This is a genomic window from Ectobacillus sp. JY-23 (assembly GCF_023022965.1).
Lineage (GTDB): Bacteria > Bacillota > Bacilli > Bacillales > Bacillaceae_G > Ectobacillus.
In genome coordinates this window covers 972437-994554 of the sequence record NZ_CP095462.1, presented here as the reverse complement: position 1 = coordinate 994554, position 22118 = coordinate 972437, and the positions used below count along the sequence as shown (strand labels likewise).

Below are 22118 nucleotides of genomic sequence, written 5' to 3'. Positions count from 1 at the left end.
TTTCCTCATTATAACAAATTAGCGACATGTATGGGTGAAAGAGGCACAGAAAACATGTCATAGAGACAGGGAAGTCCAGCAAAAATGTCATAAAAAAACTCGCCATAGGCGAGTTTTACGTTATTGGATTGTAGCATCCAGTGCTACAACAATCATATCATTAAATGTTGTTTGCCTTTCTTCTGCTGTTGTCTCTTCTCCGGTAAAAATATGATCGCTTACAGTAAGTACAGAAAGTGCCCTCGCACCAAATTTAGAAGCTAACGTGTACAGGGCTGTTGTTTCCATTTCTACAGCAAGTACACCATAGTCACCTAATTTTTTGACCATGTCCATGCTTTCTCTGTAGAAAACATCAGCCGTTAAAATATTTCCAACACGCAGGTTTAAACCTTTTGCGACCCCAGCATCATAAGCTTTTTTCAACAAGTTAAAATCGGCGCAAGGTGCAAAATCAAAACCTGGGAAAGTAAGTCGATTCATGTTAGAGTCTGTACAAGAAGTCATTGCTAAAATAACATCGCGTACTTTGACATCTTTTTGAATGGCGCCGCATGTACCTACACGAATTAAATTTTTGACCCGGTAGCTTTGGATCAATTCGTTTACGTAGATAGATATAGAAGGGACGCCCATTCCTGTACCTTGGACAGATACACGTTTTCCTTTATATGTGCCGGTAAATCCAAGCATGCCACGTACATTGTTATAACACGTAGCACCTTCTAAAAAATTCTCAGCAATATATTTTGCGCGTAGCGGATCTCCAGGTAGTAAGATCGTTTCAGCAATCTCTCCTTGTTTTGCTTCAATATGTACGCTCATTTGCAATTCCTCCTGTATATGTTAAATTGTGTACCCTCGACTTATATAACAAAAAAGCATCAAAACATAAAAACAATAGAAAAACACAAGGTAGGATGATGTGTACAAGATTACTTTATTAGATAACACACATCTTTATGGTGTCTAGTTAAATGCAATTATAAACATCAATATATTTTTGCATATAGGGCACACTAGATAAAGTGAAAAAACAAACAATAGGAGTGTCGTGTATGAAAAAGGATCAAAAAATACATAGAAGCGATTGGGCTGATACAAGTCCCACAACAACAATCAGCATTACAGGCGAGGTAGCACCTGGGGCACTGGGGGGGCTATCGTTTGAGGAATTAACGGGACAAGAGCTTTTGAGTGGATACCCAGAAAGAGAGGAAACTGAAGACAAATGAAAAAATCTAATTCAGCAGCACTTGCCCAAATTACAGAAGCACAAAACCAAATATTAAAGAAAGTTGAAATACAGATAGAGCAACAATTAGGAAAGCCTGTAGCCCTCGTGGCATATGAATTACGTCCTGAAGAAAACCTATAAATATTGGTGGCAAGTAAAGCTTAAGTTGTTTCTGCGCTTTTACTTTGCTACGGTTTATATATCAGGAAACATATATCAGCGCATTTGTCCGAAATGTACTTTTTGTTGACAATGATTATCATTATTGATAAACTTAGAATAGAGTACAAAAAGGCGGGGGCATAGAGAAATGTGGAGCACGTATCGTATTTTTAGTACAGATAACTTGCAGAAGGATATAACAGGTAGAGACTTTGTAGAAAATAATCTCAATATGACAGCTTTGCAGCATGCAATGCAAACACCTGATGAAAAAGTTGCCGCTTCTTTGTTTATAAAGCGCTATAATGCGTACATCGGTGTGTTAGAAAGTATGAGCAAACGGCAGGTTGTATTGGATCTGTCTTTAGACAATATGCATTTTGCTGTCGCAAATCGTACTATTGTAACGTATACGCCACTGAAAGAACAAGCAAGAAAAGATACGATGACTTGGCAGGAAGCGTACTTGACTTCTTTATTTCGAGATCATCTGGGTGTCATGATTGAAGCTTTCGCGAAACACACGGGCTTATCTAAAACAATAATGTGGGGACATGTTGCATTTTATGTACATGCTATGTATAGAAAATGGATTGAAACAGAAACAAGTCCGATTGTTAAACAAACATTAGTAAATGATTTTAATTATTTGCAACGTGCCCATTCTAACGTATTTGGTATACAATCTAACCCTCTTTGTTTAACATTTTGTACTATGAATGTAGGGCAAGAAGAGATATTATTACGCCGCACATGTTGTTTAAACTATAAAACGGATGCCAAAAGGCCATGCTACACATGTCCTCGAATTGGTGAAAAACAACGTTTAGAAATATATCAATCTGTAAAAGCATAGATAAGCTATGCTTTTTATTTTTTTCTCTCTTTAATTGTGTTAATATTTAGACAAAAGGACTGGAGGCTGTGGATGACAAGAACTATAAAGCTTTCTTTAATGGTCTGTTTTGTTTTGTTGGTAGGATTTTACATGCAACGACAAGGTCTTTTTGTCTTTAAGGCAACAGGTGTATATGAAGAAGCAGAAATTGTTTGGGGAAACAAAACGAATCATGAAATAGAATTCACTCTTCATAGTAGCGAAAAAAAAACGCTTCGTAGATTAAGTGATCGCGCTCGTAATGAGATGTATGTTTTCATCGTCGATGAGACAGCTGAACACTATGAGCGAGTGAAACCAACGTATTCTGGAAATGGAAAGTTCACTTTTTCCTATGGATTACCTAAAGCAGCTGCAGCCTTTGTTTATATGGAAAATGACAAAAGCACTCAGAATATTGGATATAAGAAGTTAACGTCCTCCCCCGAAAAGAGGGACAATACTTTACTTCCAGATCCTATACTGACCACAAAAATAGGTTCATACGATGTATCGCTCATCTTTAATACACTACAGCCTGAACAACCAGAGTTACTTATGTTTCGATTTGTACAAAAAGGATTGCGTTTTACATCTATAACGGGACGATTATCGCGTATATGGGCGGTTAACGAAGAAACTAACGAGTTTACTACTGCTGTGAGCTCAGAAAAAGAAACAATGGAGTTTTCTTTGCGGTTTCCGCGAGAAGGAACATACAAAATTTGGGGAGAATTCTACATAAACGGAAAGAAGTTCCAAAAAACTTTTGTAGTAAATGTTACAGAGAGAAGACAACAATAAGTCTTTAACCGTAACATATATATTATTTTTCTGCATGTTATGTTATTGCGAACTGTATGATGGTAGAACAGGAGGGATTGCATGCAAGTAAAAGAAATCGGTGGATATGAACTGGTTAAAGCGCAGTCGAATACATCTGAAGATTTTTTTAATCGTTCATTTGTAACGTATGTACATAACGGTGAGGAACGTACATTTTTTGTTTTGTATTTACGTTATTTTGAAGAGCAAATTTTACAGCAAGCAGACTTCTCACATATGCTTACTTTCATTAAACAGTACAATCTTAAGTTAAAAGAAACATTTGCACTTATTTGCTTATTAAAAACACCTATGCTAATGGAAAGAAAACGATTATATATCTCTACGATTGACGAGTTTGTCTCTTATTTAACAGAGGAACCCATAGATAAGGCTATTCGGATTACAGCAGATTTACAAAAAAATATAGAACAGTAAGGGAGAGTTAGTGATGTCAAATGTAATTGTCGAGAATCAAACGAAACAGGTAGAATTGTACTTGCGTGAAGTTATTGACATACTTACGGAGTATGCTAATAATCATACAATCGGGGCGATACACGCTGAAGTACCTCAAGGAGATATTGTATATTATAAGGAACTGCTGGCTACTGTGAGAAGATTGCTTGTTTATTGTGAGGAGGGGTCTGATGCTTGCAAGGTTGTCATTATGAGCATTCCGTTCCGCAAGCAAGCGGCAGAACGTATTTTATATAAAATTTATCATCAAGTAATTGCGGAGTTTTTCTCCCCTAAAAATGATTGTTGGTTTGAAAATAGCCGTTCTGCATATACAGGAAAAAATGCGATTGCCTTTCCAAGGCAAGCACCTCCCTCCATTCAGCTACTTATGAAAAAGCTGGAAGGGAAGTTTCAACATTTACGGGAGGAATTAGACTACTACGAAACAGATTATCAGACAAAGATTACACAGTCTAAATAATGTTCTTTGCATAAATTGCGTATACGCATGTCCTCTTTTAAAAACGGCTCATATATACAGGGGCCGTTTTTTTTCATGTTTGTAAGTTTGCTACCGGAGTTTTTAAGCGTAGCAGAATAATATTCCAATAATGTATAATGTCGTATTTTGTCTAGACACTATACAGGGTTGGTGATATCATTTTTTAATGTGAGCCAAAATATTTACTATTAGGAGGGAAAAGCACACTTTGAATTACACTTACAACAGAATATGGAAAGCGATGCTTGTATTGTGTTTGCTACTATCTACTATTCTTATACCGCTTGTTCCCTATGAAGCAGCGAAAGCAGAAACGCAAAGCGATAGTAAAAGAGAGATGCGAGCTGCCTGGGTATCTACGGTATGGAATCTAGATTGGCCCAAAACCAAAAATGATCAACAAGCGCAAAAAGCTGAGTTTATATCTTTGCTTGATCGTTTAAAAGCGACTGGAATGAACGCGGTAATTGTACAGGTTAGACCAATGGGCGATGCCTTGTATCCTACTAATCTTGCTCCATGGTCGCAGTTTCTAACAGGTGTGCAAGGTAAAGATCCGGGCTATAATCCGTTGGAATTCATGATTACAGAAGCTCACAAACGTAATATGGAATTTCATGCGTGGTTTAATCCGTTTCGCGTTGCAACAGGCAGCACAGATGTAAATAGTTTGGCAGCCTCTAATCCAGCGCGTGTGCACCCAGAGTGGAAAGTAGATTACAATAATGGTATGTACTATAATCCAGGTCTCCCAGAAGTGCGGGACTATATTAAAAGCACAATTTTAGAAGTTGTAAAAAACTATGACGTTGATGCGATTCACCTAGATGATTATTTCTATCCCGATATTAAAAACGATGCAGACTTTAATGATGCTCAAACGTTTGAAAAGTATGCAAACGGTTTTACAAATGTAGGAGATTGGCGCAGAAATAATATCAATCTATTTGTTAACGACCTTAGTAAAGGGATTAAAGCCGTAAAGCCCTATGTAAAGTTCGGTATTAGTCCAAATGGAATATGGAAAAATATCCCTAAGGGAGATGGCACATATACAACGGGCATGGAAAGTTACTACCGCGTATACGCAGATTCTTTGAAATGGGTAAAGCAAAACTGGATCGATTATATTGCGCCGCAAGTCTATTGGAAATTTGGTCATAAAGCGGCTCCGTATGAGGTGGTAACCAACTGGTGGAGTGAGCAAGTAAAGGGTACGAATGTTCATCTTTATATTGGTCATGCAGATTACAAGCTTAATACCTATAATAGTTTGGAAGATTGGCGAACGGCACAAAATGAGATTCCAAATCAAATTATATTTAATCGCCAAAAGAATGTAGCCGGTAGTATGCACTTTAGATCTGAAACATTGCAACAAAATGCGCTTAGTATTGCAAGCAATTTACAAAATGGTGTGTATCAAAATCCTGCTATTATCCCAGCGATGACCCATATAGACAAAACGCCCCCTGGTCAGCCTCAGGGTTTATCTGTTTCGCGAAGTTCTCAAGGTGTGACCATTAGTTGGAAGGTAACAAGCGGGGCAAACTCCTATGCTGTCTATCGCTTTAAACGCGGAGAAGCGCATAATTTGGAAGATGCAACAAAGTTAATTGCAACGATTCATAGCAGTCAGAGCTTATCATTTCTTGATAAAGATGCATCTCCTAAGGAAGAGTATGAGTACGCTGTTACAGCCTTAGATCGTCTTCAAAATGAAAGTGCGCCAACGTTTGCTAAAACATTATCTCCGTTTCAAATGTGGGTGGACCAGCCTTCTGTGAATGCAAGTATAAAAGGCACAGCGAATGTAAGCGGCTGGGCACTTGCAGAAAGCGGTGTTTCTAAGGTTGAGTTGCTCATGGACGGGCACGTAATTGGCCAAGCAAACTATGGTGTGTTGCGTACTGATGTATATAATGTTTATCCACAGTACAACAATCAAAATAGTGGTTTTACGTATAAGTTGAATACACTCTTGTACAAGAGCGGGGCTCATCAATTAGGCGTTCGTATTACAGATTCCAATGGCTTGCAGCATACGCAGCAGGTACCTGTGCAAGTGCTGCGAAATTTACCACTTCGCTATAGTCTCGATAGTCTTTGGGACGGTATTAAAATTAATGGCAATCAAAATATCAGCGGGTGGGCTTTGGCAGAAGATGGTATTGCTGAGGTACAAGTGTTAGTAGATGGTGTACGACAAGGAAATGCAACGCTAGAAGTATCTAGACCGGATGTTTACGCTATCTATCCGCAGTATAAAAATCAAAACAGTGGCTATCGTTATTCCCTTGACACAAGAACTTTAACACAAGGACTGCATACTGTCTCGTTGCTTATTAAAACAAAAGGCGGAGATGTGCAAACTGTTCAAAGTCGTGTTGAAGTTGTGCGAGCACTTCCAATGCGTTCTAGTGTAGATTCTATTCGGTATAATCAAGATATTGCGTCTACACAAAGAATTAGCGGCTGGGCTTTAGCGGAAGAGGGCATTGAAAAAGTAGAAATCTTAGTGGATGGAAAATTGCAAGGGATTGCTAAGTATGGTATTTCAAGACCAGATGTGTATAATGTCTATCCAAAGTATAATAACAAAAACAGCGGCTATGAGTATTTGTTAAATACTAGTGCTTTGTCGGCGGGTAAACATACGGTAACGGTTAGAAGTATTTCTAAAGCCGGAGACGTACAAGCTACAGATACAGTTGTAAATGTCGTCAAATTGCCAATGCAAATGTATTTAGATCAACCCACTCCAAACAAAGCTGTAGGTAAGATGCAAACCGTAAGCGGCTGGGCGTTATCTGAAAATGGTGTTTCCAAAGTAGAAGTATTAGTAGATGGCATGCTAAAAGGTACAGCGCAATATGGCATTTCAAGATCTGATGTAGCGAAGGTGTTTCCTTTATACAACACAAGTAACAGTGGTTTTACGTATACATTAGACACAGCAGGACTAACAAAGGGGACACATACAGTAACCATACGTGTAACCGATCAAAAAGGCATCCAAACATCTACATCATCACCGTTTCTTGTAAGTCCATTACATGGTAAAACGATTGTGTTGGATCCGGGACATGGCGGTATAGATTCTGGCGCTGTTTATGGCACATATTATGAGAAAGATATTGTGCTGAACGTAGCACTTAGATTGCGAGCACTATTACAGTCACACGGTGCAACGGTTGCAATGACAAGAAGTACGGATACGCAATTAGATATGGATAAAGCAACAGATTTAAAAATGCGTGCAGAAGTAGCTAACAATCTTTCTGCTGATGCTTTTGTCAGCATTCATGTTAATTCTTCTGTAGATACGAATATTTCAGGTATTGAGACATACTATCACCCTACAGCGGGGGTGGTAAATGAGAGCACCTTGTTAGCTAATTCTATTCAAAGTGCATTAATTTCAAGTACAAATGCAAGAAATAGATATGTTAAAACAGCTGATTTTAGTGTTCTTCGTAACAATGAAAGACCTGCTGTTTTAGCAGAGTTGGGCTTTATCTCCAACCCGTTGGAAAGAGCGCTTCTCATTTCACCGAAGTATCAACAAACACAAGCGCAAGCTTTATTTAATGGATTATATAACTATGTAGATTAAAAAGACGCGAGACTAAGTGCTCGCGTCTTTTTTACGTGTACAGCGAATATGAAATAGGTTTCTTGGGTTTTCAGAATTGAATATGCAAAAAGGTTATAGTGATTTGCTCGAGTGAATACATTTAATACAGTAGGGAGGTGCCTAATGAACCAGCGTGAGGTATTTAATCATTATTTTGATGAAGTGGAACATTGGTGCGAAAGTGTATTACATGTATTAGATAGTAGAGCAACTGAAATATATGATGTGCATATGCTTGAATATAGGATACAGGTGCTCCTTGATCGCATTAAAGCCAATGAGTTTGATTATGATGTGGAGTTTGTTTATCAAATTAGCGACGATGTGGATAATATTCAAGGGCATTTACAAGAAGTGCTTGTCTCAGGACATTATGACGAGTATGCCATGTATGAGAGGCATCAAGATACGCGGAGTGTTCCGATAGGAGGACATACACTGCCGCCGCTTCCGTATGCCTATAATGCATTAGAGCCGTATATCGCAAAAGAAATTATGAGACTACATCATGATAAACACCATCGTAGCTATGTCGATGGCTTGAATAAGGCTGAAAAAATGATGCAAATGGCCAGAGATACCAACAATTTCGAATTATTAAAACACTGGGAACGAGAAGCTGCATTTCACGGATCCGGTCATTATTTACACACGATATTTTGGGGGAATATGAAGCGAGGTGGCGGAGGACGACCTGGCGGAAAGCTCCTTCGGCAAATTGAATCAGACTTCGGTAACTTTGACAAATTCAAAAAACATTTTACAGAAGCAGCAAACAAGGTAGAGGGCTCGGGTTGGGCTATTCTTGTGTGGGCGCCGAGATCTGGTAGGCTAGAGATTCTACAAAGCACATTACATCAGCTGTTTACGCAATGGGATACGATTCCACTGTTAGTGCTAGATGTATGGGAACATGCGTATTACCTACAGTACCAAAATAGAAAAGAAGAATATGTAAATAATTGGTGGAATGTTGTGAATTGGGGCAATGTGGAGGAGCGTTTTGAAAAAGCACGAAAAATAGAGTGGGAAGCATACTAGACGCGTCACGCGTCTTTTTTATCATATTTAAGTAGGTCAAGCATACACTTGTACAAAAAATGCGTAAATAAAGGAAGTGAAACACATGCAGATTGTTTTAAAATTTAGTTTGATTTTTAGTATTGTGCTATGTCTCCCTGTACATACATATGCTGCGTTTGACAATGTAAGTGCCCGCAACGCGGTCTTAATTGAACAAAGTTCAGGTCGTGTACTGTATGAAAAAATGGCACATCACCCCGAAAAGATTGCCAGTATCACAAAAATTATGACAGCATTGTTGGCAACGGAATCTGGGAAGATGAAGGAAAAGGTGACAATCAGCAGTAACGCGGTTCGTGTAGAAGGGTCATCTATTTATTTGAAGCCCGGAGATAAGGTAGTTCTTGAAGACCTGGTATATGGTCTTATGCTGCGATCGGGCAATGATGCGGCGCATGCGATTGCTGAGTATGTTGGAGGAAGTGTGGAAGGATTTGTCTATATGATGAACGAAAAAGCAACCGAGATTGGCATGAAAAATACACATTTTTCAAATCCCAGCGGTTTAGATGGAGACGGTACGCATTATTCTTCTGCTTATGATATGGCTATGCTCACACGTTATGCAATGAACAATACGGCATTCAAGAAGATATTTGGCACCAAAAGCTATCAATCGGAGTCCTGGGATTATCCATGGAAAAATAAACATAAGTTATTAACCTTTATGTATGAGAGCACTACAGGGGGGAAAACTGGATTTACAAAAAAAGCAGGTCGTACACTCGTCACGACGGCTTCTAAAAATGGGTTAGATTTAATTGTTGTTACATTGCAAGCCTCAAGTGATTGGGATGACCATATGCATTTATTTGAACAAGGCTTTAAACAGTACAAGCTAACAGACATATTGGTCAAAGGGGGGCTACGGGTGGAGGATGGAGCATATCAAAACCATCTTTATATTAAGAATCCCTTGTCCTATCCGCTTTCTAAGGGAGAAGATAGGCTCGTTCAAGTAGATGTGGAACTCGTGAAAAAAGCAAAGCCAAAGGATGGTGAAATTGTTGGAAAAGCGATATTAAGATTTAATGGTAAAGTGGCTGGACAGCGCAATGTTTTTTACAGCAAGAAGAAACAGCTTCAAACAACGGGCCTACTGTGGAGTGATTTTAAAGAAGTGTTTTCATCAATGCTAGGTGTCAAATACGATGGTTAATTTAGTGTGGGTTGCAATGACCATTATCGGTGTTGTATATGCGATGATAAATGGAACGATGGAAGCCGTCAATAAAGCAGTATTTGAAGGAGCAAAAAGTGGAGTCACTATTTGTATCGGTTTGGTCAGTGTATTAATTTTCTGGCTGGGGCTCATGAAGATTGCTGAAGAAGCTGGTCTTTTAAAAAAGCTTGTCACGATTTTTATGCCGCTTGTCAAAAAGCTGTTTCCGGATGTTCCGAAAGATCATCCAGCAATGGGGTTTATCTTGTCGAATATGATGGCAAACTTGTTTGGGCTTGGTAATGCCGCTACACCGCTTGGGATTAAAGCGATGGAGAGGTTAAAAGAGTTGAATGGCGGAAAGGATGAAGCAAGCCGCTCCATGATTACATTTCTGGCATTAAACACATCAGCCATCACATTGATTCCAGCAACGGTGATTTCTATTCGTATGACATATAATTCTGCAAATCCAACAGATATTGTTGGGGTTACATTTATCGCACAGTTATTGTCAATGATGGGAGCTATTTGGATTGACCGTTACTTTTACAACAAACGAATAAAAAGTGGGAGGGGGAAAAAATGAGTATCGTAAACACCATTTCACTTTGGCTTATACCGTGTATGATTGCATTTATTTTGTTATACGGCACATGGAAGCGTGTTCCCACTTACGAAACGTTTGTGGAAGGGGGCAAAGAAGGCATTCAAATCGCTGTTTCTATTTTGCCATTTATGGTAGGGATGCTAGTATCTATTGCTATTTTTCGTGCCTCTGGAGCATTGAATGCGTTTGTAGGCTTGATGAAGCCAGTGCTTGATGCTATCGGTGTACCTGCAGAAATTGTTCCCTTGGCGCTAATTCGTCCTATCTCAGGATCAGCGGGTCTTAGTATCACAACAGATTTGATTGCAACTTACGGGGCTGATTCGTTTATCGGGAAGCTAGCAGCTGTCATGCAAGGAAGTACAGATACAACCTTTTATGTATTGACCGTCTATTTTGGTGCAGTAGGTATTCGTAAAATGGGCGATGCACTTAAGGTTGGACTGTTTGCAGACTTTATCGGTATTGTTTGTTCAATTGTATTTGTGACTCTTATGTTCAGATAACCATCTATGCGATGGTTATTTTCTTTTTGATCAAAATTTTAGTATAATAATGAAATAGTAGCATCGTATTTCATGTAGTGTGTTCATACATAGTATTTATGTCGAAAAAGTGAACAAAATGTTAACGAAATGTTGCGAAAATACGCGCGATAAGAAAGTGTCTGCTTGTATTCGCTTTCTTATGTGAGTAAGATAAATTTGAGGTGAAGAATCGGAATGGAAAGATTACAAAAGGTGATTGCCCAAGCGGGGATTGCATCAAGAAGAAAAGCGGAAGAATTAATTCAACAGGGCAGTGTAAAAGTGAATGGTAAAGTAGTCAAAGAACTCGGAACAAAAGTAACTCGTAATGACCGCATCGAGGTAGAGGGCATTCAAATTGAAAAAGAAGAACCCGTCTATTTTATGCTGTATAAGCCGACTGGGGTCATTTCTAGTGTGAAAGATGAAAAAGGCCGCAAAGCGGTTACCGATTTTTTTCCTATGGTAAAGGAGCGCATTTTCCCAATCGGTCGTCTTGATTATGATACATCAGGTTTGTTATTGCTAACAAATGATGGAGAGTTTGCAAACTTGTTGATGCACCCTCGCAATGAGATTGAAAAAGTGTATATTGCTAAAGTAAAAGGCATTATGGACAATGAAAAGGTTCGTAAATTACAGAGGGGGATAATGCTTGAGGACGGTAAAACTGCGCCGGCAAAGGTTAAAGTACTTGGCAGTGATCGTAAAAAAGAAACTGCACTTGTAGAGATTACCATTCATGAAGGTAGAAATAGACAAGTTCGTAGAATGTTTGAAGCGGTAGGCTGTAAGGTTACCAAGTTAAAACGTGAGCGCTATGCCTTTTTAGGACTTGGCGCATTGCGCCCTGGTGATGGCAGAGCGCTTACCCCGCATGAGGTAAAACAGCTTCGCGCATTTGCATCTGCGACAAAATAGGGGGACAAGCATGAAAAAGAACAGACTGTTATTTCGTACTATCATTCTGTTTACTTTAGTAGGAGCTTTAGGGTTTACGCTGTATCAAAACTTTTTTGCCGACAAAGAGAAGGTGCAAGTTGGGAAAATTGCACCAGATTTTGTGGTGACAGATTTGCAAGGAAATACAGTGCAATTGTCAGAATTACAAGGAAAAGGCATATTTCTAAATTTCTGGGGAACGTGGTGTAAGCCATGTGAAAAAGAAATGCCTTACATGAATGAGCTGCAGGATGTGTACCGAGAAAAAGGGATTGAAATCATTGCGCTGAATGCTGACGAAACGGAAATTGCTGTTAAGAATTTTGTTGAACGCTATAATTTGCAGTTTACGGTTGCTATTGATAAGGGAACGGAAGTTTTAAACACATACGGGGTGGGCCCGTTGCCTACTTCATTTTTGATAGATAAAGACGGCAAGGTGATTCGTAGAATTACAGGTACACAAACCAAAGAGCAGCTTGAGGAGCATCTAAAAGAAATTATGCCGTAAGGGGTGGGGGAATGAAATACGTCAAATGCGAATGCGGACATACAAGCCCTGCAGGTTCCGTATTTTGTGAAAGCTGTGGTAAAGCGTTTGTGCAAGAACAAGGATTATTGGATATGCGTTATGAGGGGAGTGCACGTCGTTCCATTACCAATAAAAAAACAATTATTGATAAAGTATGGGTATTTTTTTCGTCTGTTAAAGTCGGTGTTTGGCTAATTGTTATTACACTGATTGCATCGGCTCTCGGTACAGTATTTCCGCAAGAGATGTATTTACCGCCTGGTGTAACACCAGAGCAATATTACGAAGAACAATATGGTATACTTGGTGCTCTTTATTATCAGTTGGGCTTTAATGATTTGTATAGCTCTTGGTGGTATATGGTCTTGGTTGCTTGTATTGGAATTTCAATTGTAATCGCCAGCTTGGATCGCGGTATTCCGCTCTACAAAGCACTCAAAAAACAAGGTGTAACACGTCATGAGAGTTTTTTAAAACGTCAACGCATTTTTGGCGTCACAAAAGCGACAGAACAAGAGATTGAGAGTGTGAAAGAGAAACTGCAAAAGCGAAAATATACGATTAGAGTAGAGGACGAGAATGTTTTAGCGGAAAAAGGACGATTTTCTCGTTGGGGTCCCTACGTAAACCATACTGGACTTATTATTTTCTTATTTGGTGCCATGCTTCGCTTTGTGCCAGGGATGTATGTGGATGAAGTGCTTTGGCTTCGAGAAGGTGAGACAAAGGAAATTCCGGGTACGAATGGACAGTACTACATTAAGAATGAAAAATTTATTAAGGAATTGTATGATAGTAAGCAAGAAGATGCTGTATATGATGAAGCAATTAATCGTGTTGGTAATAATATGATTCCTAAAAACTATCAAACAAATGCTGTTTTATATAAGGTAAAGGGAGAAACAATTGCGGGGCAAAAACCAAAGCTTGAGAAAGTTAAAACGCATAAAATACGCGTAAACGAGCCTCTTAAAATAGATAACTATGCCTTATATCAAGTAGACTACAAGGAAAACGAACTAAGTAAGATGCTGCTTCATCTCGAGCAAAAAGAAACCGGAACAAAGTGGGGTCCTATCACAGTAGATTTAGCCAACCCACAAGTAAAATATGATTTGGGGGAAGGGAAATCTGTAGAATTACTAGATTATTTTCCTGATTTTTACTTTGATGAGCAAGGTAAACCAAGTACACGAACAAAATTGCCGAATAATCCAGCATTTGTATTTAAGATGTATACACCAGATACACCAAGTGGGGAAGTAAGTTTTGTGGCCATTCGTCAGAATATTGAAGCGGAAGGGAATAACCGTTATAAAATGGCGTTTGCAGGTATTGAGACGAGAAACGCGACAGCGTTGACGGTCCGTAAAGATCTAACGCTTTGGATTTTGGGTATTGGCGGTGCCATTTTTATGATTGGTGTTATGCAAGGGATGTATTGGAACCATCGCCGCATTTGGCTACAGAAAATTAATGGACAGTGGTGGATCGCAGGGCATACGAACAAAAATTGGTATGGCTTTCGAAATGAGATTGGCAAGGTGTTAGAAGGAACAGCTATCACAGTGCCGCAAGACAAGGTAATGGAGAAAAACAAGTAGGGGTGTAAAATGTGATGGCACAAATCAGCAGTAACTTTTTGTTTGTAGCTTTTGTTCTATATTTAATTGCTACCTTATTCTTTGGGGGAGCGATTCGTGAAAAAGGTCATAGATGGGCAAACATCGGTATTGGAATTACCATTCTCGGCTTTTTATCACAACTAGTGTATTTTGTGACGAGATGGATTGCAGCTAAACATGCGCCTGTGAGCAACTTGTTTGAATTTACTACGTTTTTCGGTATGATGTTGGTATTTTCCTTCATTATTATTTATTTTATGTATCGCACAAGTGTGCTTGGTTTGTTTGCCTTACCAGTCGCCATTTTAGTCATTGCGTATGCAAGTATGTTTCCGCGCGAGATTACACCTCTTATCCCGGCATTGAAAAGTAGCTGGCTCTATATCCATGTTACAACTGCAGCTGCCGGAGAAGCGATTTTAGCAATTAGCTTTGTGGCAGGGCTTATCTATCTTGTTAAAAATGTAAATCAAAATGTACGAAGCAAACGTACATTTTGGCTCGAAAGTATTTTATACAGCTTAGTGGTAACGTTAGGGTTTGTCACTGCATCTGTTACATTTTCAGCAATGAACTATGAAGCAAAGTTTGAGTGGGTAAACAAAGAAAAGCAAGTGAAAGAGATGGTGTATACACTGCCAGCACTTGTAACACCACACGAAGGAAAGCTATTAACGGAGGACAAGCTTGCTTCACCGCTTGAAATGCCACCAATCGTCAATGCTAAAAAGCTCAATACAGTGATATGGGCTTTCCTATTTGGTACAGTTATATATGCATTGCTGCGTTTGGTGCTTCGCAAGCGACTCGGAGCAGCATTGCAGCCGTTTGTTCGTAAAGTGAATGACGATTTACTTGATGAAATTGGCTACCGTTCTGTTGCAATCGGTTTTCCGGTATTTACGCTCGGTGCGCTAATCTTTGCCATGATTTGGGCACAAGTGGCCTGGACGCGCTTTTGGGGTTGGGATCCGAAGGAAGTATGGGCGCTGATTACATGGCTATTTTATGCAGCGTTCCTTCACCTTCGTTTATCAAAAGGATGGCAAGGTGAAAAATCCGCTTGGCTGGCAGTTGTGGGATTCGCCATTATCATGTTCAATTTGGTTGCCGTTAACTTAATTATTGCAGGACTACATTCTTACGCATAAGGAGATGACTTTGTCATCTCCTTTAAAATTTGTCAAATTTTCTTCAATTTTATAAAAAGCATGACAAGGGTGTTCTAATTTTTATAAAATATTGTCATAGTAATAATAGCATTTACTTTTAATCAGTACATACTATATTTTCAATACATTTCATGCAAGCAATGTACAATGTTTGTTATGAGGAAAGTAGGAGACTATGCAGGAAACAAAAATTTTAATTGTGGACGATGAAGAAAGAATTAGAAGACTGCTAAAGATGTATTTAGAGCGAGAGAATTATGTGATTGATGAAGCGGATAATGGCGAAACAGCTGTGCTAAAAGCGCTGCAATATGATTATGATTTAATTATATTAGATATTATGATGCCGGATAAAGACGGCATTGAAGCATGTAAAGAGATTCGTGAACAGAAGGCAACTCCAATTATTATGCTGACTGCCAAGGGAGAAGAAGTAAATCGTGTACAAGGATTTGAAGTGGGCACGGATGACTATATTGTAAAGCCATTTAGTCCGCGTGAAGTGGTGTTACGTGTAAAAGCGTTGCTTCGTCGTGCCGCACCTGCGGCTTTCTTCACAACAGAAACAGCAACAAAGGATTTACTGGTGTTTCCACATTTAACAATTGATAATGATGCGCATCGTGTTATGGCAGATGATAAAGAAGTGCACTTAACCCCAAAGGAATACGAGTTGCTCTTATTTTTAGCAAAAGCGCCAGATAAAGTATTTGACCGCGAACAACTGTTAAAAGAGGTGTGGCAGTACGAATTTTTTGGCGATCTTCGTACAGTGGATACACATGTAAAAAGACTGCGGGAAAAGCTGAATAAGCAATCTTCGAATGCTGCAAAAATGATTGTAACTGTGTGGGGCGTAGGTTACAAGTTTGAGGTAGTCAACGATTGATGATTTGGAGAAGTGTAGTAGGTAAGCTCTGGATTACGATCTTATTATTGGTTTCGTTTGTACTTGGATTTGTTGCTATTTTATTACATCAATTTTTTCAGAATTATTATGTTACATTAAGTGAAACAAGGCTTACTAATCAAGCAACTCGTATTGCCGAGATGATTGAAAATGGAATGGATGAAAAAACGGTTGAAATGGCTGCTTATCCATTTGTTGATCCTCTTTCTCGGGTTGCCGTTGTGAAGCAAAATAATATTTCGTATTCTCCTGAACAGCCAGGTCTGGTTGCTTTAACAGTAGGGGATTTAAAGAAAGATTCTGATTTGGAACATGTATTTACAGAACAAAAAACAGTCAAAAAGAGGCTAAGGGTACAAAGTGATAAAAGTAACGCCAACAACTCTATTATGATTGTAGGTGTTCCAATGAAGGCTGGCGAGGCTGTATTTGTGTATCAATCACTCCAAGTGCCAAAGCAGGCAATGGATAAAGCAACTGATTTTATTTTTCTATCTGCGGGAATCGCAATTATTTTAACGACGTTCTTTGCTTTTTTCTTGTCTACACGTATTACAGCGCCCCTTAGAAAAATGCGAGAAGTTGCCTTTGAAGTTGCAAGAGGGAAGTTTGATACAAAAGCAACTGCAGTGTCAAATGATGAAATTGGGGAGTTGGCACTTGCTTTTAATAAGATGGGAAAGCAACTTAAATTTCATATCAACGCACTGCAGCAGGAGAAGGAACAACTTGCCAGTGTATTAAGTAGCATGGCTGATGGTGTTATTACCTTGAATCAAGAAGGAGAGGTAGTGGTGGTGAATCCCCCTGCGGAAAAATTTTTGCAAATGGCTCCTTCAGAAACCAATTTGCCGCCAGAATTAATTGATTTGTTTCAACAAGTGGTGCAAAGTGAACAACAACAAGTAATAGAAATTAATGTTACAAGCAGTAATTATGTTGTTCTTATGACACCTTTGTATAATCAAACACGCATTCGCGGTGCTGTGGCTGTATTGCGTGATATGACAGAAGAAAGGCGCTTGGAGAAAATGCGCAAGGATTTTATAGCAAATGTCTCTCATGAATTGCGCACACCTATGGTAATGTTACAAGGCTACAGCGAAGCAATTCTTGATAATGTTGTAACAACCAAAGAAGAGGTTGATGAATTTGTTCGTATTATTTACGATGAATCGCTTCGTTTAGGGCGGCTGGTAAATGAACTGTTAGATCTTGCTCGTATGGAAAGTGGTCACGTTGAACTGCATCTGGAACAAACAGAGATCGGTCCTTTTGTTGATAAAATTATTCGTAAATTCCAAGGAATTGCTAGGGAAAAAGAAGTGCACTTAAAAGCGCGTGTGTTAACAAAACATAACATATATACATTTGATCCGGATCGTATGGAGCAGGTGTTCACTAATTTAATTGATAACGCAGTTCGACATACAGCAGCTTTAGGGACTGTTGAACTATTGATTCAAGATAGGGAAACCTGCATTTGCTTTGAAGTTAAGGATTCTGGTATTGGCATTCCAGTTGAAGACATTCCATTCGTTTTTGAAAGATTTTATAAGGGAGATAAAGCGAGAACACGAGATAAAGCAGGGGGAACCGGCTTAGGACTCGCTATCGCTAAGAATATTGTAGAAGTCCATGGGGGACAAATTTCTGTAACAAGCCAAGAAAATATTGGTACGACATTTACAATTTGTCTTCCGCAAGAAATGTAAGCTCTCTGTGCTGTACAGAGGGTTTTTCTTAAGAAATCAACAGAAAATTCACAGGAATTTTTAAAAAATTATAGAAGTGAATAAAGAGGAGGATGATACATATGAAACTTTATACAAAAACAGGTGATGCTGGTAAAACAAGTTTGGTAGGAGGACGTGTTGATAAAGATAATTTGCGCGTGGAGGCTTACGGAACAATAGATGAAGCAAATTCTTTGTTAGGCCAAGCAATGACTTTGCTAACTGATAGCGAGTTTGAAAGTATGTATAAAGAGCTTGAGCGTATACAGCATGAGCTGTTTGACTGTGGTGGGGATTTAGCGGTAGTAAAACATAAGATTCCCTATAAAGTGACAGAGGATATGATTACATTTTTAGAGAAACGGATTGATGCATATATCGCAGAAGCCCCTCCGCTTGAACGCTTTATTTTGCCTGGAGGATCCCCAGCGGCCGCAGCATTGCATGTTGTTCGTACAGTGGTTCGGAGAGCGGAGCGATGTATTGTGGCATTGAAGAAGGAAGAAGAAATTAACGAACAAGTATTGAAGTATACAAACCGCTTGTCTGACTATCTATTTGCTTTAGCTCGCGTTGTAAACGCAAAGCTGAATGTAAAAGATGTAGAATACGAACGCAGTGCCATTGTATTCAAAGATAAAAATGAGAAGTAAGTGTTAAAAGACAGACGTACAGTCTGTCTTTTATTATAAAATTGGGCTGTGTTAAAGCCGGATGTTGATAACCAATAGGTAATTGTAATGAAAATTTTTGTGAAATAATGATGGTAATGGGTATCTGATATGGGAGGCATATAGTTTCCTCAAAACAAGACACATATTATCCTATAAATCGGTTTAAGATAATAGGGTGTGAATTTGAGGAGGGTTTGAAATGAAGTGGTTATTATGCTCTATTTTACTTTTAGGTGTTTCATCTACAGTAAAAGCAGAGGAAGAGTGGACTTGGCCTGTGTCAGGTGAAATCAGCGATTACTTTGGCACAAGATCTGGTAAGCATTATGGAATTGATATTGCTGCTTCTACAGGAACGCCAGTGCTAGCAGCAACAGATGGCCAAGTATCTAAATCTTATTATTCAGAAAGCTATGGAAATGTTGTATTCATTCGCCATGCAGATTACGAAACAGTATATGCGCATTTGTCTCAACGTACAGTAAAAGAAGGGGATCGTATTAAAGGCGGTCAAGTAATTGGGTTGGTTGGAAATACAGGACATTCATCTGGTGCTCATTTACACTTTGAAGTACATAAAAAGGAATGGAGTTTTGCAAAAACCAATGCGGTCAATCCTTTGCTTGTACTAGGAGATGTTACGTCGGAGATGACGTCAGCACACTCTTATGTTGTACAAAAAGGAGATACCTTATCAAAAATTGCTCGTAAATTTGGCACAACGGTAGAACAACTGAAGGGGCAAAACGGCTTGCGCAGTGATCGGATTTATTTAGAACAAAAGCTAGTTATTAATTAAAAGACAAGCAAGGCATATCCATTTGTTTTCGGATGTCAGGACCTTAGAATTAAGGAATGGAACGTTCTTGTATAATTTTTTAGATTAAGGCTCTGTTAAAGTTTGTTGTTGATTTCCGTTACGGGGGTTCGCTTTCTGGGGGGTCTCCCTTTGACTCGCTTTTCCCGCAGGAATCTCACCCCCTTCATTTCAATCAACAAGTGCAAATAATCAACACTATGCTTTAACACAGTCTAGATTAAAAAAGCGTGCGAATGCACGCTTTTCGTCACCTCTATATAACGATTTGAACGGTTAATTCATCGGTATTTTATCACCAGAAAATGAATATAGAAATAAACCCGCACGCCATAAAGTAAGTGTAATAATAGATAACTTTGGCTCGTGTTTTATTTTTCGAAAATAAAACAATAGACGGTTCAATCAAACCAATACATAAGCATAAGGTGCTTGCCAACATGGTAAAAATAGAGAAAGCGTAAAGAGCCTTTTCTACCACATAAGGAATTAGTGCTTTAAGAGCGGTCATTAGCAGAATCGTATACAAAAGAGAAGCTACGTACATACTGATAGGCGTTTTAGAACGATATCCAGGAATTTTACGCCATAAAGGTCTTGGAATTTCGGTGATTTCAATAGAAGTATAGGAATCAATAATTGCTTGTGCTTCTTGTCCGTTTTTAAGAAATTGAAAAATTCGGTTTGTTTGCCCTTGAAACACAAATTCGGATTTTTGTAAAAAATGATCTATTTTTACTTGTTTCCAGGTTTTCCATGGATGTCGCTCCAGCAAGCGAATGCGGTTTTCAGCACGTCGATCATACTCGTAAATACTGATACCATCCTTGTCAAATGCTGCATAATATGCATTAGCTGAGACAGTTCCGAAATCCACAGGACAGTATAGTAATAATTCACGCTTCAGATAAAAATACTCTTTACGCAGGCTTTTTTGCATAAATCGATAAATAGATTGCTTTTTTCGCTGTTTCATTGTATTTCCCCCGCAGGTAACATACTGTTTCCATAATAAATCATATTAACATTTTCAGCTGTAAAAAACTATAAAGAAATTGTGTTTAACTCCTCTTGGTTTTCAAAGCAAGAGAGGAGATTCATAATTACAAATAGAGACAATCTGCTTACTGTTCAAACACTTTTGCAACTATTTATAAAAAATGTCTTTCGTTCTTTTTTATATACAAAATAAATATATTATTGTATAATAACCGTGAAAATAAAATATCGATCTATCTTCGGGGCAGGGTGTAATTCCCTACCGGCGGTGATGAGCAATATGCTCTAAGCCCGCGAGCCGTTAAGGCAGGATTCGGTGCGATTCCGAAGCCGACAGTATAGTCTGGATGGGAGAAGATGGAGGTCAGGCGTTTAAAATACAACTTTTTAAACGTTTATTTAGCGCACCTTACAATTTCCCCCTTTCCGATTGGTAAAGGGGTTTTTTGTATGGATATGGCCAAGGTATCCTTCAAGTTAACTGTGGTACTTTTGCATAAATTATTCATAAATAGGTGTGTCAGACTTTCCATTTTTCCAGTGGATCGGTGGAAAAAGGAGAGAAGTATAATGAAGAAAAATGTAACACAATTAGTAACGGTGGCAATGCTGAGCAGTATTTCGTATTTGCTGATGATGTTTGATTTTCCGTTTCCAGGGTTGCCGGCATTTTTGAAAATTGATTTTAGTGATGTACCAGCATTGCTTGCTGCTATCATCTTCGGACCGATGGCTGGTGTAATTGTAGAAGGAATTAAAAACATTTTGCATTACGGTATTCAAGGGAATTTGACAGGGGTGCCAATTGGCGAACTAGCTAATTTCGTTGCCGGTTGCTTATTTATATTGCCAGTATCCTATTTCTTCCGTAAACATCGCACTGTAAAAGGTCTGACTGTAGGGTTGGTTGTGGGAACTACATTGATGACGCTAATTATGAGTGTGTTAAACTATTATATTATTTTCCCTGCATATACATGGTTCTTAGGCTTTCCAGCTCAGTCTAGCGAACAAATTCGCCAAGTTGTTGTAACGGGTATCTTACCATTTAACATAATTAAAGGTGCCATCGTGGCTGTTGTATTTGTGTTGTTGTACTCTCGTTTACGAGTGTGGTTAGAATCAAAAATGCAAAATGCTTAAAAAAAACCTTGCGATTATTCGCAAGGTTTTTTTCTATTCAAATTTTAAAGCATCGCCGTCAAATGGCTCGTCTGCAACTTTGATGGAATCTGTTGGGCAACCTTCGAATGCATCCATCATATCGTCAAGTAATACATCAGGAATTTCTACAATTCCTTGGTTGTCATCAAGTGTTACAAAAGCGATGCCTTCATCGTCGTAGTCATAGATGTCCGGTGCTGCTGCGCCGCATGCGCCGCATGCGATGCAAGTATCTTTGTCAACAATTGTATACTTTGCCATAGTGTAACCTCCTAGTATATTCATTGGCCTTGCCGAATGAAAATTGTATCCTTATTGTAAAACGGTTTGATAAACTTTTCAATATAAAATTATATGATAATGCTTATCAGTTAGATATGTCAACCATTTTGTTGAAATGATAGCAGTAGTTAATGATTCAATTCATATTTACAATTCCGAATGACCACGATCCTCTTCTTTT

The 22118-nt window shown here is 38.7% G+C and carries 23 protein-coding genes and 1 riboswitch; of the genes, 20 read left to right on the top strand and 3 right to left on the bottom strand.

Features of this window, described 5'->3' with window-relative positions; genetic code table 11:
• Positions 1–120 precede the first annotated feature (120 nt).
• On the bottom strand, positions 121–825 hold the full coding sequence (deoD, locus tag MUG87_RS05210) for a purine-nucleoside phosphorylase (RefSeq protein WP_247086211.1): 705 nt from the start codon (positions 823–825) through the stop codon (positions 121–123).
• Between the two features lie 233 nt (positions 826–1058).
• On the opposite strand from deoD, the gene MUG87_RS05205 reads away from it, so the two are divergent.
• The 19 genes from MUG87_RS05205 (at position 1059) to MUG87_RS05115 (ending at position 19474) form a co-directional block, all read left to right on the top strand.
• Entirely contained in the window at positions 1059–1235 is a 177-nt protein-coding gene (locus MUG87_RS05205; RefSeq protein ID WP_247086209.1) for a hypothetical protein, read from the top strand.
• On the top strand, positions 1232–1378 hold the full coding sequence (locus MUG87_RS05200) for a hypothetical protein (RefSeq protein WP_247086207.1): 147 nt from the start codon (positions 1232–1234) through the stop codon (positions 1376–1378). The genes MUG87_RS05205 and MUG87_RS05200 overlap by 4 nt, the downstream gene beginning before the upstream one ends.
• A gap of 169 nt (positions 1379–1547) precedes the next feature.
• The gene (locus tag MUG87_RS05195) at positions 1548–2255 is read left to right on the top strand and encodes an IucA/IucC family C-terminal-domain containing protein (protein WP_247086205.1); all 708 of its coding nucleotides are present in this window, start codon (positions 1548–1550) and stop codon (positions 2253–2255) included.
• A 72-nt stretch (positions 2256–2327) separates the two neighbouring features.
• Complete coding sequence (locus tag MUG87_RS05190) at positions 2328–3080, top strand: hypothetical protein (RefSeq protein ID WP_247086203.1); 753 nt, start codon at positions 2328–2330, stop codon at positions 3078–3080.
• An 81-nt stretch (positions 3081–3161) separates the two neighbouring features.
• Positions 3162–3539, top strand: coding sequence for a hypothetical protein (locus MUG87_RS05185; RefSeq protein WP_247086201.1), 378 nt, complete (start codon positions 3162–3164; stop codon positions 3537–3539).
• A gap of 13 nt (positions 3540–3552) precedes the next feature.
• Positions 3553–4044 (top strand): DUF3907 family protein, encoded by a 492-nt coding sequence (locus tag MUG87_RS05180; protein ID WP_247086199.1) that lies wholly within the window; start codon positions 3553–3555, stop codon positions 4042–4044.
• 229 nt (positions 4045–4273) lie between these two features.
• Positions 4274–7681, top strand: a complete 3408-nt coding sequence (locus tag MUG87_RS05175; RefSeq protein WP_247086197.1) for a family 10 glycosylhydrolase — start codon at positions 4274–4276, stop codon at positions 7679–7681.
• A gap of 144 nt (positions 7682–7825) precedes the next feature.
• Positions 7826–8743 carry a superoxide dismutase gene (locus MUG87_RS05170; protein ID WP_247086195.1) on the top strand — a complete coding sequence of 306 codons (918 nt, stop codon included), beginning with the start codon at positions 7826–7828 and terminating at the stop codon, positions 8741–8743.
• A 76-nt stretch (positions 8744–8819) separates the two neighbouring features.
• Positions 8820–9944, top strand: coding sequence for a D-alanyl-D-alanine carboxypeptidase family protein (locus tag MUG87_RS05165; RefSeq protein WP_247086193.1), 1125 nt, complete (start codon positions 8820–8822; stop codon positions 9942–9944).
• A complete protein-coding gene (locus tag MUG87_RS05160; protein ID WP_247086191.1) occupies positions 9937–10536 on the top strand; it encodes a nucleoside recognition domain-containing protein in 600 nt (199 codons plus the stop codon). The genes MUG87_RS05165 and MUG87_RS05160 overlap by 8 nt, the downstream gene beginning before the upstream one ends.
• Positions 10533–11063: a spore maturation protein gene (locus MUG87_RS05155; RefSeq protein ID WP_247086190.1), complete on the top strand. Its 531-nt coding sequence runs from the start codon at positions 10533–10535 to the stop codon at positions 11061–11063. Before MUG87_RS05160 ends, MUG87_RS05155 begins: the two co-directional genes overlap by 4 nt.
• A gap of 216 nt (positions 11064–11279) precedes the next feature.
• Entirely contained in the window at positions 11280–12005 is a 726-nt protein-coding gene (locus tag MUG87_RS05150) for a pseudouridine synthase (protein WP_247086188.1), read from the top strand.
• Positions 12006–12015: 10 nt separating this feature from the next.
• Positions 12016–12537, top strand: a complete 522-nt coding sequence (resA, locus tag MUG87_RS05145; RefSeq protein ID WP_247086186.1) for a thiol-disulfide oxidoreductase ResA — start codon at positions 12016–12018, stop codon at positions 12535–12537.
• A gap of 11 nt (positions 12538–12548) precedes the next feature.
• Complete coding sequence (locus tag MUG87_RS05140) at positions 12549–14162, top strand: cytochrome c biogenesis protein ResB (RefSeq protein WP_247086184.1); 1614 nt, start codon at positions 12549–12551, stop codon at positions 14160–14162.
• Positions 14163–14176: 14 nt separating this feature from the next.
• Complete coding sequence (gene ccsB, locus MUG87_RS05135; RefSeq protein ID WP_247087513.1) at positions 14177–15334, top strand: c-type cytochrome biogenesis protein CcsB; 1158 nt, start codon at positions 14177–14179, stop codon at positions 15332–15334.
• 196 nt (positions 15335–15530) lie between these two features.
• Positions 15531–16244 carry a response regulator transcription factor gene (locus MUG87_RS05130; protein ID WP_247086182.1) on the top strand — a complete coding sequence of 238 codons (714 nt, stop codon included), beginning with the start codon at positions 15531–15533 and terminating at the stop codon, positions 16242–16244.
• Positions 16244–17980, top strand: a complete 1737-nt coding sequence (locus MUG87_RS05125; protein ID WP_247087511.1) for an ATP-binding protein — start codon at positions 16244–16246, stop codon at positions 17978–17980. The genes MUG87_RS05130 and MUG87_RS05125 overlap by 1 nt, the downstream gene beginning before the upstream one ends.
• A 101-nt stretch (positions 17981–18081) precedes the next feature.
• Entirely contained in the window at positions 18082–18654 is a 573-nt protein-coding gene (locus tag MUG87_RS05120) for a cob(I)yrinic acid a,c-diamide adenosyltransferase (RefSeq protein ID WP_247086180.1), read from the top strand.
• Between the two features lie 220 nt (positions 18655–18874).
• Positions 18875–19474: a peptidoglycan DD-metalloendopeptidase family protein gene (locus MUG87_RS05115; RefSeq protein ID WP_247086178.1), complete on the top strand. Its 600-nt coding sequence runs from the start codon at positions 18875–18877 to the stop codon at positions 19472–19474.
• Between the two features lie 313 nt (positions 19475–19787).
• Here the strand turns inward: MUG87_RS05115 and MUG87_RS05110 are convergent, their stop codons facing one another.
• Positions 19788–20468, bottom strand: coding sequence for a hypothetical protein (locus tag MUG87_RS05110; RefSeq protein WP_247086177.1), 681 nt, complete (start codon positions 20466–20468; stop codon positions 19788–19790).
• 254 nt (positions 20469–20722) lie between these two features.
• A riboswitch (FMN riboswitch) is annotated at positions 20723–20854 on the top strand.
• A gap of 207 nt (positions 20855–21061) precedes the next feature.
• Between MUG87_RS05110 and MUG87_RS05105 the strand changes: the two genes are divergently transcribed.
• A complete protein-coding gene (locus tag MUG87_RS05105) occupies positions 21062–21634 on the top strand; it encodes an ECF transporter S component (protein ID WP_247086175.1) in 573 nt (190 codons plus the stop codon).
• 33 nt (positions 21635–21667) lie between these two features.
• Here MUG87_RS05105 and MUG87_RS05100 read toward each other — a convergent pair whose 3' ends face one another.
• On the bottom strand, positions 21668–21916 hold the full coding sequence (locus MUG87_RS05100; RefSeq protein ID WP_124563851.1) for a ferredoxin: 249 nt from the start codon (positions 21914–21916) through the stop codon (positions 21668–21670).
• Positions 21917–22118 lie beyond the last annotated feature (202 nt).

What these genes read in the sequence shown, in the direction of transcription:
- MUG87_RS05125 (WP_247087511.1), top strand. Translation starts at nt 16,244, where the DNA reads ATGATTTGGAGAAGTGTAGTAGGTAAGCTCTGGATTACGATCTTATTA.
- MUG87_RS05110 (WP_247086177.1), bottom strand. Translation starts at nt 20,468, where the DNA reads ATGAAACAGCGAAAAAAGCAATCTATTTATCGATTTATGCAAAAAAGC.
- MUG87_RS05150 (WP_247086188.1), top strand. Translation starts at nt 11,280, where the DNA reads ATGGAAAGATTACAAAAGGTGATTGCCCAAGCGGGGATTGCATCAAGA.
- MUG87_RS05200 (WP_247086207.1), top strand. Translation starts at nt 1,232, where the DNA reads ATGAAAAAATCTAATTCAGCAGCACTTGCCCAAATTACAGAAGCACAA.
- MUG87_RS05180 (WP_247086199.1), top strand. Translation starts at nt 3,553, where the DNA reads ATGTCAAATGTAATTGTCGAGAATCAAACGAAACAGGTAGAATTGTAC.
- ccsB (WP_247087513.1), top strand. Translation starts at nt 14,177, where the DNA reads ATGGCACAAATCAGCAGTAACTTTTTGTTTGTAGCTTTTGTTCTATAT.
- MUG87_RS05120 (WP_247086180.1), top strand. Translation starts at nt 18,082, where the DNA reads ATGAAACTTTATACAAAAACAGGTGATGCTGGTAAAACAAGTTTGGTA.
- MUG87_RS05205 (WP_247086209.1), top strand. Translation starts at nt 1,059, where the DNA reads ATGAAAAAGGATCAAAAAATACATAGAAGCGATTGGGCTGATACAAGT.
- MUG87_RS05160 (WP_247086191.1), top strand. Translation starts at nt 9,937, where the DNA reads ATGGTTAATTTAGTGTGGGTTGCAATGACCATTATCGGTGTTGTATAT.
- MUG87_RS05185 (WP_247086201.1), top strand. Translation starts at nt 3,162, where the DNA reads ATGCAAGTAAAAGAAATCGGTGGATATGAACTGGTTAAAGCGCAGTCG.
- MUG87_RS05155 (WP_247086190.1), top strand. Translation starts at nt 10,533, where the DNA reads ATGAGTATCGTAAACACCATTTCACTTTGGCTTATACCGTGTATGATT.
- MUG87_RS05115 (WP_247086178.1), top strand. Translation starts at nt 18,875, where the DNA reads ATGAAGTGGTTATTATGCTCTATTTTACTTTTAGGTGTTTCATCTACA.
- deoD (WP_247086211.1), bottom strand. Translation starts at nt 825, where the DNA reads ATGAGCGTACATATTGAAGCAAAACAAGGAGAGATTGCTGAAACGATC.
- MUG87_RS05105 (WP_247086175.1), top strand. Translation starts at nt 21,062, where the DNA reads ATGAAGAAAAATGTAACACAATTAGTAACGGTGGCAATGCTGAGCAGT.
- MUG87_RS05170 (WP_247086195.1), top strand. Translation starts at nt 7,826, where the DNA reads ATGAACCAGCGTGAGGTATTTAATCATTATTTTGATGAAGTGGAACAT.
- MUG87_RS05195 (WP_247086205.1), top strand. Translation starts at nt 1,548, where the DNA reads ATGTGGAGCACGTATCGTATTTTTAGTACAGATAACTTGCAGAAGGAT.
- MUG87_RS05100 (WP_124563851.1), bottom strand. Translation starts at nt 21,916, where the DNA reads ATGGCAAAGTATACAATTGTTGACAAAGATACTTGCATCGCATGCGGC.
- MUG87_RS05190 (WP_247086203.1), top strand. Translation starts at nt 2,328, where the DNA reads ATGACAAGAACTATAAAGCTTTCTTTAATGGTCTGTTTTGTTTTGTTG.
- MUG87_RS05130 (WP_247086182.1), top strand. Translation starts at nt 15,531, where the DNA reads ATGCAGGAAACAAAAATTTTAATTGTGGACGATGAAGAAAGAATTAGA.
- resA (WP_247086186.1), top strand. Translation starts at nt 12,016, where the DNA reads ATGAAAAAGAACAGACTGTTATTTCGTACTATCATTCTGTTTACTTTA.
- MUG87_RS05140 (WP_247086184.1), top strand. Translation starts at nt 12,549, where the DNA reads ATGAAATACGTCAAATGCGAATGCGGACATACAAGCCCTGCAGGTTCC.